A 15,076-nucleotide genomic window follows, 5' to 3' on the forward strand; every position below is an offset into this window, starting at 1 on the left:
GAATGTTCGAGACATCCATCAAGGACGAAAAATTATGTATGGTATGTACCTAACATCGATAGGGAGGGGCCAGAAATGGGGAGCGAGCTTTTTGACGTCACGGTCGCGCTGCTGGAAAAGATCGGGCATGACGCCGGCGAGACGGAGATCGAGGCGCTGCTCGCTGAAATCGCAGGGATCGCGGAGCGCGAGGGCCGTGCAGACGATGTCGCTCCACTTCAGTCGGCGCTCGCCATGATCCGCCAGTCGCTGCGCGACAGTACGCTTTCGGAAAAAGGCCTCAGCCTGTTTATCGACACGACGCACGATCTGTCGAAGACGCTCGAATTGCAGAGTCTGTTCAAGACACTCGTCGCGCGCGTGCGCAATCTCGTCGGCGCCAATATCGCCTGGGTGACGATCCTCGACGACGAGCCCGGAATCTTCCGCACTGTCGCAGCGGAGGGCTATCTTTCGCCGTCGACGACCCGAATGACCAGTCGCTTCGAATACGGCGCCGTCGGCCTGATCATGGAAACGAAGAGCTTCTTCGACACCCAAGACTACCTGAACGACAACCGCTTTCGCCACCTGCCGGAACTCGACCGCACCTTCGAGGCCGAGAATATCGTGTCGCTCGCCGGGTTTCCGATCCTCGCCGACAGCGAGGTGCACGGCTTCCTCTTCGTCGCCGACCGCTACGCCCGCAAGCTGAGTGGACGCGAGATATCGGTACTCGGGTCCTTCGCGCTGCATGCCGGCGTCGCCATGCGCAACGCCAACGCCTTTCGCCTGCTGGCCGAGGCGCTCGACGAGGCGCAGCGCAACCGCAATGCCCTGATCGAGCATATCCAGCGCGTCGAGGCGTCGGCGGCCGCCCATGACGAGATGACCTCGCTGTTGGCCTCGGGCGGCGAAATGCAGAAATTCCTGCAGCGCATGGCGAACCAGATCGGCGGCGCCATCTTCCTGTTCGACAGCGAACTGGATGCCGCCGACGAATTCGTTTCGGCGGCCTATCGCGGGCGGATCGCGGCCGACCTCAGGGGCGGTACCTTCGAGGTCGCGCCGTTGATACGCGCGATCTCGCAATCGCGCCATACCGGACGCTCCGAGATCATGGCCAATACGCCCGATGAGCAGTGCCGGGTGATCGCCCTGCATGGCGGCGGCGGACGCGGCGAATGCCTTGTCATCTGCCATGAGGGAGACCTCGACGCCATCGAGGTCCGCAATCTGGAACGCAGCGCCGTGGCGCTGTCGATTGCGCGGCTGTGGAACGAGAAACGCGAGACCGAGAAACTGATCGCCTCGTCCACTCTTCTGCGCCATCTGGTCCTCGTCACGCCGCCGGATCCGTCGACGCTGTCCGCGGTGCGCGAACGGCTCGGGCTGCATGCGGACGAGTCGGTGTCGCTCGCACTCCTCGTCGTCTCCGGCCTCGACCGCGCCTCCCAGACGACGCTCGTACGCGAGGCCGCGAGACGCAGCAACGTGCTCGTCGACCTTTTCGACGACGCCTATGTCGGCTTCGGCGCGCGGAGCGCCATTTCGGAATTCCTTCGCCATCTGTCGGCAGGCGGCAAGGAATGGAAGGCGGGAGGCATCGTCTCCGATCCGTTCCCGGACCTTTCCGAAACGTCGACGGAATACGGCCGGCTGAGCCGCGCCTTGCAGGTGGTACGCAAGATAAGGCCCCTGAGCCGGTTCATCGCGCGCTCCGATCTCGACTTCATCGCGAAGCTTTTCGAGACCGGAGATGCGGCGCGGCTGTCGCGCTACATGGAGGACGCGCTGAGGCCGATCGATACCAGGGCTCCCCGGCAGGCCGCCGAACTCAAGAAGACTCTGTTGTGCTACCTCGAAGGCCAGTACAGCATCAGGCGGACGGCGGACGCCCTCGGAGTTCATATCAACACAGTCCGGCAACGCCTCGATTCAATTAAACAGATTACCGGCGGGTTGGACGATCCGGTCAAGACGCTCGAAATGCATGTTGCCCTTCGCCTGGAAGCATTGCTGACCGACACCGGACATGTTTCGCGATAGCATCACCCGGTAAGCTCGGATTCTAATCGAAGGTCGTGGATCGCAAACCACTGGTAAATTTCTGAGCGAGACAGCGACAACTTATCGAAGTTTTGATTGTAGACCCATTTCGAGTTCCGAGTTGGAAAACGGGGAAAGACCGCGTCTGCGACCGGCCTGGACCGCGGACGTAATTTCGAATCTGCTAGATAAGGCTCTGTATCACGAATTGGTTTTTGGCACTTTTCGGCCAACAAACTGCAGGGGAATGGACTTCCGCTTCGCGCCTCATTGCGGCCATCCTCGACGGGCGAAACGTAGACCAAAAGCGGACGCCTATCCGCCTCGTTGGGACCGGCTCGCAACGACAAGGTGGAGATTGCGGGAGGAGATAAGGACCTTCGGCGGTCCCGGCTAACAAATGGCATGAGAGGGACACACCGGGACGATTGCAGCAAAGGTCGAAGACTCGCCCTTGGTGAGCGTCACCGCCTCAGCCTAGATCGCCGGGTCGGGCCGCTTGAAATAGCGCTTCGCCACCTCCTGTGGTGTCGGTGGATTGACCAGCAGCGGCATGATCGAAAGCTCGTTCACGGCCTTCATGTCGGGAAAGAACGCAACGTCGTTGCCCTTGCCCAAGGGTTCGTGACCTTGGGTTTCGTAAGCGGCCAAGCCATGGGGTGCGAGCACGATATAGCCGGCAATACGGACCGGGTCGCCATCGACAATCAATCCGGCACGCTGACATTCGACGATTGTCCCGACCAGTGTCGAAAGCGCCTTTTCATTGTGGCGGGTTCTGCTGCTCTGTTCGGGATCTTCATCCTCGCGCGCGGTGAACATCAGTGAGAAGAAGCCCTTGTTTTCCCGCGCAAAGCGAAGATAGGCGAAACCAAGCGCGTTGAACCGCTCGAGAGGGTCGCTCAAGGCCTTATTCAATTCCTCGTCCTGGTAGGCGGCCAAGGTCCGAAAGCCTTCCGCCGTCAACGCATCGAGCAGGGCAGCCTTGTCGGAAAAATGACGATAGACCGAGGTATGCGTAACGCCGAGCGCGCTTGCGAGCTCGCGCATCGAGAAGTTGGGACCGCCGCGTCTGACTATAAGGTCCAGAGCCGTCGTCAAGAGTGCATTGCGCAAGTCGTTGTGATGATAGCCCTTTTTCCGAAGATTCCCTGGCGGTGCCGTTTTCACTTCCTGGTTTCCCTTTGTTCTTCTCCGCGACATCGAAGAGTTTCCCCCGATGGCATGCGCGTTGATATCCCGACAAGGTTTCCGCGCGTTGAACTTTCACAATCGAGTAATCGCAGTTGACGAAACGGTTTCACTCTGCATTAATGTTTCCATTGGTGACATAGGAGTTGACCAAAGGCAACACCGTCACAGCAACGGGAGGTGGGATAGTGAGTTTCTTGAACGGACGTTCCAACATTACACGCAGGCAGGCTCTGAAATGGAGCGCGGGAGCCACGGCTAGCACGTTGTTCATGCCGTCGATCGCGCGCGGTGCGGGATCAATCATCAAGATCGGCTATGTCGGCTCCCTGTCCGGGATTCGTGCCGCTTTCGGAGAGACCGAGACCTGGACGCTCGAAAAGATGAAGGCGCATTTGGCCAATGGCCTGGAGGTTGGCGGCAAGACCTATCAGGTGGAACTGGTCATCCGTGATAACCAGTCCGACCCCAACCGTTCGAATTCGATCGCCAGTGAACTTGTCCTACGCGAACGGTGTAACCTTGTTCTGGCGCAGGACGGCGATGGTGCGCTCTCGATCGGCGAACTGGCGGATACGCGACGGGTTCCCACGATTTCAACCATGGTCCCCTGGCAGGGCTGGTTCTTTCCGCGCGGCGGCAATCCGGCAACGGGTTTCCCCTACACATTTCATTTCTTCGCCGGTTCGGACACCATTCTTCAGACGTTCGTTTCCCTCATGGGTCAAGTCGACACGAACAAAAAGGTCGGAACCCTGTTCCTGAACAACGAGCCAGGGCAAGCGTTCATGGATCCCGAACTGGGCCTGCCCCCCATGCTCAAGGAGGCCGGCTACATGGAAACGTCGGCCGGCGGCTTCCCGATTACCGCCAACGATTTCTCAAATGCGGTGTCCACTTTCGCCGCTGTCAAACCGGACATTCTGACCGGCTTCATGTACCCCAATCATTTCATTCCATTCTGGAACCAGGTCGGCCAGGCCGGGCTCAAACCGAAGGTCTGCGCGATGGCGGCAGCGTTCCTCTTCCCCTCCGGCGTCGAGGCATTGGGTGACACTGGAGATGGGATGGCGACGGAAATCTGGTGGTCACCGCGGTTCCCGTACAAGTCGACCATTACCGGCCAGAGCGCCGAAGCGCTGGCGACGGCCTGGGAGGCCGAAGCCAATCGGCAGTGGACACAACCGCTGGGCTACGGTCACGCCTTGTGGGAAGTCGGGCTTGCCGCCCTTCAGCGCTCAGAGGATCCAACAGATCCGGACATGGTGCGCGACGCCATTGCATCGCTCAATATGGAAACGGTGATCGGCCCGGTGAATTTCGCCGAAAGCCCGATCAAGAGCGTTGCCATCACCGGGCTTGCAGGTGGCCAGTGGCGCAAGGGTAGCGGAAAATATCCCTACGAATTGAAAGTCGTGGATAACTCCGCCCTGCCCGACGTGCCTCTCGAAGCGGACATGGTTCCGCTTGGCGGCTCCTGACGGAAACGATCTCGATGGCGTTGATTTCCACCGAAGACGTGTCGCGGCTGTTCGGTTCCGTCTGTGCGGTCGATCGGGTCAGCGTCGAACTGAACGAGGGGGAGAGCGTCGGCCTTATCGGCCCCAACGGGGCCGGCAAAACGACGCTGCTCTCGTTGTTGACGGGATCTCTCAAGCCGACGCGGGGCAAGATCACGATGGATGGCATTGACGTGACAATGCTGCCGGTCTTTGCCCGCGTCACCGCGGGAATTGCCCGGGCCGCACAGATCCCGCAGACCTTCAATCGTCTGACGGTGCGCGAAAACGTACTGTTGCCAGCCTATTTCGGAGCCCAGCTATCACAACACGACGCCGGTGTCTGGGTCGACGAAGTGCTCGAAATGACCGATCTGTTCGATCGGGCGGGCCAGCAGGCCGCGTCTCTGGGGCTCCTCGACCGCAAGCGGCTGGAATTGGCCAAGGCGGTGGCGAGCAAGCCGCGGGTACTCTTGCTCGACGAAGTCGCGGCCGGACTTACCGAACCCGAAATCGCCTCGATAAAGGAGGTCGTAAAACGACTGCAGCCGGGCCGTGTCATCATTTGGGTCGAGCACATCCCCTTTGCCCTGCAGGGCGTATGCTCCCGGCTTCTTGTCATGGACAAGGGCGCCAAGCTCCTCGACGGACCATTTGACGAGGTCTGGGCGTCGGATGTGCTGCAAAGCACATATATGGGGATGTGACATGACCATGGCTCTCGAAATAGCGGAACTGAGCGCCAGCTACGGCCAGTTCCGCGCGCTGAATGGCGTGTCGATATCGGTCTCTCAGGGCGAAACCGTGGCCCTTGTCGGCGCAAACGGCGCGGGAAAATCGACCTTCCTGAGAATCCTGTGCGGATTGATGGATAGCTGGGAAGGGCAGATCGCGGTGGGCGGCACCCAACTCGCACGCGGCGACCCGCTCAAATCCTCGCATCTGGGTCTGGCTCTGGTGCCCGAGGGGCGCATGCTGTTCGGGAGCCTTACCGTCAGGGAGAACCTGTTGATCGGGCAGACGGACCGCGATGGCCCCTGGGACATCGATGCGATCGAGCGATTGTTTCCCGTCATCAAAGAGCGGCGAAATGCCAAACCTTCCGAATTGTCCGGCGGGCAGCAGCAGATGGTGGCTATCGGCAGGGCGCTGGCTGCCAATCCGAGGATACTTCTGTTCGACGAGATTTCCCTGGGCCTGTCCCCGGTCGTGGTGCGGGAAGTCTACAACGCGCTCTCATCGATCCGGAACGAGGGAGTGACGCTTGTGATCGTGGACCAGGATATTTCCCGTGTCTGCAATGTCGCGGACTCGGTGACCTGTTTCTTCAAGGGAACCGTGACGTTTCATGGCCCCGCCAAGGGCGTGACCGCCGACGACTTGCACGAGGCTTATTTCGGGGGCAGGTCGTGACAAGCGCACAGTTCGTTTCTCTGATATTCCAAGGTCTGACCCTTGGCGGATTATATGCCATGATCGGAGCCGGTCTGGCGCTGAACTACGGCATTTTGAAAGTTCTTCAGCTGGCCCATGGGGAATACATAACGTACGGCGCTTTTGCCGCGGTCGGCGCCATAGTGCTGTTTCCCGACCTGCCCTTCCCCATCGTCCTTCTGGCCGCCTTTCTTGCGTGCGCATTGCTGGGAGCGGTGGCGCAGTGGCTCATCGTCGAACGCGCAATGTCATATCGCGACGAAGTCGTGGCCATGCTTGTCACGTTCGGAATGGCGGTGGTGCTGCGCGACTCTTTGGTGGAGGTCGTGGGCGCGGATTTGCGCGGCTTGTCGGTTGGCCGGCTGGGCCAGGCAAACTTCACCGTCGGCGGCCTGACCTTGGGGGTTCTGCCGCTCTTGTCCCTGGGCATCGCGGTGGCTTCGTTCGGGCTGCTGGCGTTTCTGACCTTCAAGACACATCTCGGCCGGCAGATCCGCGCGGTCTCCGACCTGCCGGATATCGCCGCACTGGTGGGCGTCCCGGTCAAGCGTATCCATGTCATCGTGGCCGCGCTATCGGCCGGCCTGGCAGCCATAGCCGGCGTTCTTCTGGCGATGCGGGCAAGCGTTTCTCCCTTCTCCGGCCTGGACAACCTGCTGATCGCGTTCGAAGTCGTGGTGCTGGGCGGCCTGGGGTCAATCCGCGGCGTGCTCTGGGCGGGGCTTCTGCTTGGGATGACGCAGGTCGTCAGCACATGGCTCGACAGCAATGCAGGCCTTTTCTACGTGCATCTCGTGTTCTTCATCGTGCTGGTCTTCCGCGCCAAGACCGGGAGGCTCTCATGATCCGGACTATTGAAATCGTGGCTCTTGTCCTGGGGGCCATCATTGCATGGCTTGCGGCCGCCTATGTCGATTCCGGGCTCCAGTTTCTGCTATGCGAAGTGTTTCTCCTCTTCATCATGGCTCAGATGTGGAACCTGCTGGCAGGCTATGCCGGGCAGGTCTCGTTCGGTCAGCAAATGTTCGTCGGGCTCGGGGCCTATGGCCTCTGCCTGATGGCCAACAACACCGGGATTCCGGTCTGGGGGGTGATTGTCATCGTTCCCGTCATCGTCGGCCTGTTGTCGATTCCACTCGGAATGGTGGTCTTTCACTTGAAACACGCCTATTTCGCCATTGGCATGTGGGTCGCGGCGGAAGTCGTATTTCAGTTTGTCGTCAAGACTCCGGCGCTTGGCGGGTCCGGCGGCATCGTTCTTCGGCCCGGCGGGGAAATGATGCAGGGCTTTCCCGAACAAACGGTGCTGCCGGTCTCGCTGTTCCTTTCGATGGCGCTGATCGTGGGTTTGCGCGTCTTCCTGCGCAGCAAGCTTGGATTGGCGACACTGGCTGTGCGCGACAACGAAGCGGCCGCCGAGGCTGCGGGCGTCAATATCTGGCGGCTCCACATGATCCTGTTCACGCTCACCGGCGCGGGCACCGCCCTGGCCGCGGCGCTTTACTATACGACGACGCTGTTCGTTACCCCGCTGGATGCCTTCGGCGCCAAATGGGTCGTGTTGATGATGTTCATCGTCGTCGTGGGCGGGTTGGGGACGCTGACCGGCCCCGTCGTCGGATTGGCCCTGTTCATCGGTATCCGCGAATTGATGACTGCGGCCGGATATTCGGGGGGGCAGTACTGGATCGTCATGGGCCTGCTGTCGACCGGCGTGCTTCTCTTCCTCCCGCAGGGTCTGTGGCCTGCATTCTCCAACTACGTCCAATCGCTTCGAGGCAAGGCATCGTCATGAACACTCACCCACACAAGGAACCTCATCTCTGGACTGCGGTTGAGGCGGTCGACGCGCTCAAGGCCCGCCGGATCGGTTCACTTGAGCTTCTGGAGCACATGCTTGGACGCCAGCAGAGGCTGGACGGGGATATCAATTCGGTTGTCGAGATCCGCGCCGACGCGGCGCGCAAGGCTGCTGCCGAAATCGATGCACGCACCGGCGACCCGGGGCCCCTGGCCGGACTGCCGATGACCATCAAGGAGCCCTACGAGGTCGAGGGTTTCCACGCAACGGCCGGTATGCCGGAATTGAAGGACTACGTCTCGCGCCAGGATGCGGTTGCCGTTGCGCGGTATCGCGCCGCCGGTGCCGTGATCTGGGGCAAGACCAATGTGCCGCTCGCAGCTTCCGATCATCAGAGCTACAACCCGCTGCACGGCATTTGCCGCAATCCCTGGGACACGAGCCGCACGGTAGGCGGGTCTTCGGGCGGCGCCGCTGCGGCTTTGGCCGCAGGCTTTACGGCGCTTGAGCTCGGTAGTGACATCGGCGGTTCGATCCGGATTCCCTCACATTTTTGCAGGGTCTGGGGGCACAAAACCACCTACGGCATCGTATCCGGGCGCGGCCACGTGCCGCCGCCAGGTGCGCTGGCGGAACCGCCGCTTGCGGTCTACGGGCCGATGGGACGTTGCGCCGCCGATCTGGAGCTTGGGCTCGACCTGCTCGCCGGCGGAGAACCGGACGGGGCGTGGGTCCTGAACCTGCCGAAGTCACGCCACGAAAAGCTGTCGGATTTCCGTGTCGCGGTCTGGACCGAGGACAATCCGGTTGATCCGGCGTATGCCGGGGCAATCCGCGATTTTACCGAAGAGCTTGCCGCGCAGGGCGTCCAGGTCACCCATTTCGACAAGACACCCGAGCCGCTGATCGGCAGTGTAGATCACTATATTGCACACCTGTTTGCGACAATCGGGTCCGGTCTGCCCGAGGCAGAGCTTGACGCCTACACGGCGGCTGCGGCCGACCATGCGCCGGATAGTCTACCGGCCCGCGTGGCCCGGGCAACGCGGTCCAGCGCCGCGGAGTTTGCCGCGATGGTCGAACGCCAGGCGAAATTGAGGCTTGCCTTGCGCGAATGGTTTCGCGACTACGACATACTCTTATGTCCGGTCAGCATGACCGTCGCCTTCCCGCACCAGACCGAGGACGGGCACGGACCGGTCCCGCAAATGTCGCGTGTTCTTGATGTCGGCGGCGAAGTCCGACCATATATGGAAAATTTGTACTGGCCCGGCATTGCCACGTTGGGGCACCTGCCTTCGACCGTCCGCCCCCTGCCAGCCCCCGTGCGTGGAATGCCGGCGGGCGTTCAGGTCATCGGCCCGGAATTCGGGGATCGCACAACGATTCACTTCACGGCATTATGCGACGAAGTGTTTGGCGGCTTCGTTCCGCCACCGGGTTTCGAGTGAACCCGTCATGCAGGGGTCCATTTGCATTGTTGCGCGCTAGCGTGATTGTCGCGCGGTAGAGGTTGGACCGCGTGATCGTCAATCGGGACAACCTGATTATACCCCGAGCGCAATGCCATCTTTCCGCGATTCCGATGCGCCGGTCAAAGTCCCGTTCTTCCAGTCGATGCGAATCGCCTGCGCGCCGCCGATCGGATCCTGTGATGGAGTGAAGGTGAAGCCCCGTCGTTCGAGCTCAGCTCGGGTTGAATCGGCAATCGTATGCTCGACCTCCACGCTGGTTCCGTCGGATGTCGGCATCATACGGGGCAGATCGATGGCTTGCTGCAGATCCATGCCGTAGTCAAAGACCTTGGAGATCAGATTCGCATGTCCCAACGCCTGGTAATAGCCACCCATGACTCCGAACGGCATCTCAATCCGGCCATTGTGCGACACCATTCCGGGAATGATGGTGTGAAGCGGGCGCTTGGACGGCCCGATCCGATTGGGATGGCCGGGCTTGAGCGAGAAACTCTGGCCGCGATTGTGCAGGATCACGCCGGTACGCGGTGCGACGAGGCCCGTGCCGAAACAGTCAAAAATCGAGTTGATGAAACTGACGGCATTGCGATCGCGATCGACCACGGAAATATAGACCGTGTCACGATGAAGAGGCATTTCAAAAGGTGGCAGGTCTGTCAACGCCTGGCTCAGATCGATCGTCGCAGCCAGGCGGTCGGCCAGTGCGTCCGACAGCAGCTCGTCGACTGGCACGTCTGACGTATCCGGATCGGCAATCCAGGCGTCGCGTGCGGCATAGGCAAGGCGCGTGGCCTCGATCTCTATGTGCAGCCGGTCGGGAGACTGCGGGTCGCCGTTGGCTTCGAAACGGCTGAGAATGTTGAGGATCAGAAGAGCGATGATGCCCTGACCGTTCGGAGGGCATTCATGGATACGGTATCCGCGAAAATCGGTGACGACCGGCGTCACGTATTCACCGTGGGCGTTGGCGAAGTCCTCCATCGTGTGGAGCCCACCAAGTGAACGCAGGTAGGAAACCATGTCTTCGGCGACCGGACCCTCGTAGAAGCCGCTTCGTCCTTTGGCGGTGATGCGCTTGAGAGTCTCCGCTAGTTCCGGTTGCCGGTGTATTTCCCCGATTTTCGGCGCGTGTGCTGCTGGAAGGAAGATCCGCGCTGCCGTTGGATCCGCCGCGAGCAACTCTTCCTCCAACGACCAATCGCGGTGAACGCGTGGCGAGATGGCATATCCCTCCTCCGCAAATCGGATCGCGGGCGCAAGCAAGTCAGCGAACGGAAGCCGGCCGTGGTCGGCATGAAGACGTGTCCAAGCATCTATTGCCCCGGGAACTGTGACGGCCGCGGGCGACTGGCGGGGCACCTCGGTCAGTCCTCGTTCCTCGAACCACTCGGGAGTCATTGCAGCGGGCGTGCGGCCGGAGCCGTTGTAGGCAACAACCTCGTCGGAACCGTTAGGGGCGTAGAGCGCGAAGCAATCGCCTCCGATGCCGGTCGACCCCGGTTCGACGACGCATTGCACTGCGCAGGCAGCAATAGCCGCATCCATTGCATTGCCGCCGGCCGTCATGATCTGAAGCGCCGTCAGCGTGGCGGACGGGTGCGATGTCGCAGCCATTGCATCGCGCGACACAGTGACGGATCGAGTTGGTATCTCGAAATTGCGCATTCTGTTCGGTCTCCTCGTCGTTTGCACGCCTCAGTCGCGCACCCGATAGGGCGTGAGCCATGCCTCAAGCGCGTTCAGCGCCGAGATCATGGTGAAATTGAGCGTGAGATAAATGGCGCCTGCGGCCACGAAGACCTCGACGGCGCGATAGGTTTGCGAAATGAGTCCCTGGGCGATGCCCGTGACCTCCATCAGCGTGATAATTGATGCCAGAGAGGTGCCCTTGACCATGAGGATGATCTCGTTGCTGTAGCCCGGGATCGCCTGGCGAAAGGCAAGCGGCAGCACGACGAGACGAAGCGTGAGGAGCCGGGACATGCCGAAGGCGGTCGCTGTCTCGACCAGGCCCCGCGGCACGCCCTGTATCGCCCCGCGCAAGATTTCACTACCATAGGCCGCTGTATTGAGACTGAGCGCGAAGATCGCGCACCAATAGGGCTCGCGGAAGAGCCACCAGAGCCCAATCGCCTGAAGCGAAGGCCGGAACTGGCCGAGGCCGTAGTAGATGAGGAACATTTGCACCAGCAAAGGCGTGCCGCGAAAAACCGCAACAAAGGTGCGGATGGGCCAGACCAGTATCCGATGATTTCCCTGTTGGGCGAGCGCAAGCGTCAAGGCCAACACGAAGCCGATACCGATCGAAGAGCCCGCGAGTTGCAAGGTCAGCGGCAAGCCGGCGAGCAGAGCCGGAATGATTTCGAAAAAGAAGGCAAGGTCGATCATGTCCGAACCATGCCCCGCCAAGCCCGGGCTTCGCCCCATCGGAAAATCGTGCCGGTCGCGGCGGCAATCAGGAAGTAGAGGGCACCGGCAGCTATGTAAAAGACAAAGGGCTCTCGCGTCGATCCGGCGCCAATCTGTGCCTGTCGCATCAGCTCGACGAGACCGATCACCGAAATTAACGCGGAATCCTTGAGCACCAGCTGCCAGACATTGCCCAACCCTGGAAGGGCATGTCGCATCAATTGCGGCACGACGACGAGGCGCTGCGATTGAAAGCCGGAAAGTCCAAGTGACTTGCACGCATCGAGCTGGCCTCTGTCGACGGCAAAATAGGCGCCACGATAAACCTCAGCCTGATAGGCGCCAGATATTACGCCGATCGCAAACACGCCGGTCGCAAAGGCGGGCAATCCGATGAAGCCCGTGCCGCCCATGAGCTTGCCGACATGGGTAAGCGCGATGCTGCCGCCATAGTAGAGCAGATAGATCGTCAAGAGATCAGGCACACCCCGGAACACGGTACCGTAAGTGCTGGCGAGCCAAACCGGCAACCGCCGTTGGGAGAGACGTCCGAGCGCTACAACCGCGCCGAAGAGAGCCCCGAGAAGAAAACCGAGGACGGACAATGAAAGTGTGACGCCCGAGGCAAGCAGCAGTGCAACGCCCCACCCGCCCTTTCCGACTGTGAGAATACCCACGATATCCATCATGTGAACCAAAGCCTTTCAGCGCGCCGCCCGACGGGTCGACCAAATGCCTGTCCCGTCGGGCGGGTCTGCCCCGCGCTTACTTGACCGGGGTGACGTCCGTATTCACCCATTTCTCCGAAATGCGCTTGATGGTGCCGTCAGCGATGGCTTCATCGATTGCCGTGTTCAACATCTCTTTGAGCTTCGTATCCTCCTTCCGGAGGCCCGCGCCGGTTCCGAGACCAAACATGCCACCTACGAAGCCGGGCCCTGCAAGTGTGAAATCGGAGAAATCCGGCGCCGCGAGGGTCGCAGCCAGCGCTGTCTGCTGCGCGAAAAGGCCATCAATGCGGCCCGCAGCCAGATCGAGATCATGCTGCTCGGTTGTCTTGTACTCACGGATTTCCACGGTATCGCCAAAATATTTCTTCACGAATTCGAGATTCGTTGTGGCGGCCTGTACACCGATCACCTTGCCCTTCAGCAAGGGCTTCAACTTATCGATTGCCTCAGCGGATGCGGCTTCGTCTTCCAATTTGAACTTTTCGGCCGAAACACCCAGTTTGCCTAGTTCGCTGTCCTTCGCGACTGCAAAGCCCGACGGATCGACCGCGTAGGGCTGAGTGAAGTCGATGGTCTCAAGCCGTTTCGGCGTGATGAACATGCTGGCCATGATCACGTCGAATTTGCCAACGGTCAGCGACGGAATGAGACCCTCCCAGTCCTGTGCGACGATCGTGCACTGGATCTTCATCCGGGAACAAAGATCGTTGGCTAGCTCGATTTCCAGCCCGTCAAGCTTGCCGTCGGCGGTGGTGAAGTTCCAAGGAGCATAGGCTCCTTCGGTGGCGATTGTAATGGATTTTGGAGCGTCTTGAGCGACTGTGGTCTGGACAATTCCGAACATGCTCACTGCGGACGCAATTGCGGCCAAAAGATATCTTTTCATGTGCTTCCCTCTTGTTTGGCTGATCTGGCTGTTCCCGCGGCCCGTGCCGGTCCCGTCGCCAGCCGGGACCATTTTTACCGACCTGTATTCATCGTCCGGTTCGGCGTCACGAACTCGGCCAGCAACGGTGCCGTGCCGAGAATATGATCCTGCATCACCCGCTCCGCATGACGAGCATCACCAGACCGCAATGCCGAGATCACGGTCGCATGCTCCTCTCGCGCTGAAAGCGGCTTGTCGACGTCATCAAACCAGATGCGCATATAGGGTTCGACTACCGCATGCAGAGCGGAAATCTGATGGATGAGTTTGGGTCTTTGGCTCAGCGAACATATGCTTCCGTGAAATTCCTGATGGCGTATGACCCAGTCGCTGCTGCTGCTCTGGCCGGCACGCTCCATACGATCGAGCAGCCGCTCGAGATCGTCGATCTCATCCTCGCCGATGTTCGGCATCGCCAACCTGACGGCCAAGCCTTCCAGGACAGATCGCATCTCGAAAGTTTCATTAAGCTCATCGAGAGTCAGGCCAGCGACCACACAGCCGCGATTGGGCCGCAGAACCACCAGCCCCTCCGACGCCAGACGCCGAAAGGCTTCCCTCACCGGCATGCGGCTCATGCCGATCTCGGCGGCAATGTCCTCGGGAATGAGCCGCTCCCCTGATTTGTAGCGGCCAACGCGAAGCGCCCGCTGAATATGGCGATAGGCCTCCTCTTCTGCGGTGGCGGGGGCACGTGGCTCGACGGAGAAGGCTGCTGACATGGACCACCAAAAGTATTTTTGTATCCACTTATCCAATCACTGGATTATAAGGAGGTCAATCCCCCTCAATACGGCGAAATCAAAACAATCATTCGACTGAAACGATGGAAGCGACCACGTGCCGGGTGATCGAAGTGTGTCACCGGTGTCTGGCAAGGATGTCAGACGATATATCGAGCCGGCATCACAAACCTCACGTGCCAAGGGCCAAGGAAGTGCGATATTTGCTGCTATCAGGCAGCTTGAAGGCGAGCGACTTGTCGCCAAGCGTCCAAGGCTGCTGCTCGTAGTTCGCGATGATGGGCGGAAGGAATATTGTCAATCGGCACCGAATATTGACCCCTCATCGGCGTCCAAAAGGGACCTCTTGTTTGTGAGGAGCTGGCCCGATGGTGCGTAGTCTCCATTTAACGCAGCAGTGTCGGGCCAGCGGTGATTGGGTTTTCAGACCCTGTTTTTTCGGACCCTGTTCTCGAATCGCCAGCTTTCGTTTCCGGTCTCGACGATTTCACAGTGATGGGTAAGCCGGTCGAGAAGAGCGGTCGTCATCTTCGCGTCGCCGAAGACGCTCGGCCATTCCCCGAATGCCAGGTTGGTGGTGACGATGATGCCAGGAGCTCCCAGCATATCCTCGACCATCCGCAGGCTGAGCGGAAACCGGAATTAGAGCCAAACGACATGGGCAATCACCTCCGCTGGAAATCGGTGGCGACGATGAAGAGGATCGCGGGTAAATCTGGTCATCCCACCAGATCTCAAATTTTGATCGATGCTCGGTTAACGTTACAGTGCCGCTATTGGCTATCGGTCGCCAGCGGAATTTGAGACGCAAATTACCCAGCAGACGGCCCGGTTTTC

The 15,076-nt window shown here is 60.2% G+C and carries 14 protein-coding genes; 7 read left to right on the forward strand and 7 right to left on the reverse strand.

The window, feature by feature from the left end; translation table 11 throughout:
• The first annotated feature begins 75 nt into the window (after nucleotides 1-75).
• Entirely contained in the window at nucleotides 76-2,028 is a 1,953-nt protein-coding gene (locus IG169_RS08670) for a helix-turn-helix domain-containing protein (RefSeq protein ID WP_193175804.1), read from the forward strand.
• A gap of 477 nt (nucleotides 2,029-2,505) precedes the next feature.
• Here the strand turns inward: IG169_RS08670 and IG169_RS08675 are convergent, their stop codons facing one another.
• The gene (locus IG169_RS08675; protein WP_193175805.1) at nucleotides 2,506-3,198 is read right to left on the reverse strand and encodes a TetR family transcriptional regulator; all 693 of its coding nucleotides are present in this window, start codon (nucleotides 3,196-3,198) and stop codon (nucleotides 2,506-2,508) included.
• Nucleotides 3,199-3,491: 293 nt separating this feature from the next.
• Here IG169_RS08675 and IG169_RS08680 point away from each other — a divergent pair, with 293 nt between their 5' ends.
• Genes IG169_RS08680 through IG169_RS08705 form a run of 6 tightly spaced genes read left to right on the forward strand, consistent with a single transcriptional unit; the run spans nucleotide 3,492 to nucleotide 9,404 of the window.
• A complete protein-coding gene (locus IG169_RS08680; protein ID WP_193175806.1) occupies nucleotides 3,492-4,700 on the forward strand; it encodes an ABC transporter substrate-binding protein in 1,209 nt (402 codons plus the stop codon).
• A 14-nt stretch (nucleotides 4,701-4,714) separates the two neighbouring features.
• Nucleotides 4,715-5,425 (forward strand): ATP-binding cassette domain-containing protein, encoded by a 711-nt coding sequence (locus tag IG169_RS08685; RefSeq protein ID WP_193175807.1) that lies wholly within the window; start codon nucleotides 4,715-4,717, stop codon nucleotides 5,423-5,425.
• A gap of 1 nt (nucleotide 5,426) precedes the next feature.
• A complete protein-coding gene (locus tag IG169_RS08690; protein ID WP_343225627.1) occupies nucleotides 5,427-6,131 on the forward strand; it encodes an ABC transporter ATP-binding protein in 705 nt (234 codons plus the stop codon).
• Nucleotides 6,128-6,997, forward strand: coding sequence for an ABC transporter permease subunit (locus IG169_RS08695; protein ID WP_193175808.1), 870 nt, complete (start codon nucleotides 6,128-6,130; stop codon nucleotides 6,995-6,997). Before IG169_RS08690 ends, IG169_RS08695 begins: the two co-directional genes overlap by 4 nt.
• Complete coding sequence (locus IG169_RS08700; RefSeq protein WP_193175809.1) at nucleotides 6,994-7,947, forward strand: branched-chain amino acid ABC transporter permease; 954 nt, start codon at nucleotides 6,994-6,996, stop codon at nucleotides 7,945-7,947. The genes IG169_RS08695 and IG169_RS08700 overlap by 4 nt, the downstream gene beginning before the upstream one ends.
• On the forward strand, nucleotides 7,944-9,404 hold the full coding sequence (locus IG169_RS08705; protein ID WP_193175810.1) for an amidase family protein: 1,461 nt from the start codon (nucleotides 7,944-7,946) through the stop codon (nucleotides 9,402-9,404). The genes IG169_RS08700 and IG169_RS08705 overlap by 4 nt, the downstream gene beginning before the upstream one ends.
• A gap of 96 nt (nucleotides 9,405-9,500) precedes the next feature.
• Here the strand turns inward: IG169_RS08705 and ggt are convergent, their stop codons facing one another.
• The 6 genes from ggt to IG169_RS24205 form a co-directional block, all read right to left on the reverse strand.
• Nucleotides 9,501-11,093: a gamma-glutamyltransferase gene (gene ggt, locus IG169_RS08710; RefSeq protein ID WP_193175811.1), complete on the reverse strand. Its 1,593-nt coding sequence runs from the start codon at nucleotides 11,091-11,093 to the stop codon at nucleotides 9,501-9,503.
• Between the two features lie 30 nt (nucleotides 11,094-11,123).
• A complete protein-coding gene (locus IG169_RS08715) occupies nucleotides 11,124-11,816 on the reverse strand; it encodes an ABC transporter permease (RefSeq protein WP_193175812.1) in 693 nt (230 codons plus the stop codon).
• Nucleotides 11,813-12,523, reverse strand: a complete 711-nt coding sequence (locus IG169_RS08720; protein ID WP_428982244.1) for an ABC transporter permease — start codon at nucleotides 12,521-12,523, stop codon at nucleotides 11,813-11,815. The genes IG169_RS08715 and IG169_RS08720 overlap by 4 nt, the downstream gene beginning before the upstream one ends.
• Before the next feature lie 79 nt (nucleotides 12,524-12,602).
• The gene (locus tag IG169_RS08725; protein WP_193175814.1) at nucleotides 12,603-13,454 is read right to left on the reverse strand and encodes a transporter substrate-binding domain-containing protein; all 852 of its coding nucleotides are present in this window, start codon (nucleotides 13,452-13,454) and stop codon (nucleotides 12,603-12,605) included.
• A 74-nt stretch (nucleotides 13,455-13,528) separates the two neighbouring features.
• Nucleotides 13,529-14,218: a GntR family transcriptional regulator gene (locus IG169_RS08730; protein ID WP_193175815.1), complete on the reverse strand. Its 690-nt coding sequence runs from the start codon at nucleotides 14,216-14,218 to the stop codon at nucleotides 13,529-13,531.
• A 444-nt stretch (nucleotides 14,219-14,662) separates the two neighbouring features.
• Entirely contained in the window at nucleotides 14,663-14,857 is a 195-nt protein-coding gene (locus tag IG169_RS24205) for an ATP-binding protein (protein ID WP_428982242.1), read from the reverse strand.
• Between the last annotated feature and the right edge of the window lie 219 nt (nucleotides 14,858-15,076).

Origin of the sequence: Oricola nitratireducens (assembly GCF_014904745.1) — a bacterium.
In the GTDB taxonomy this organism is placed as follows: Bacteria; Pseudomonadota; Alphaproteobacteria; order Rhizobiales; family Rhizobiaceae; genus Oricola; species Oricola nitratireducens.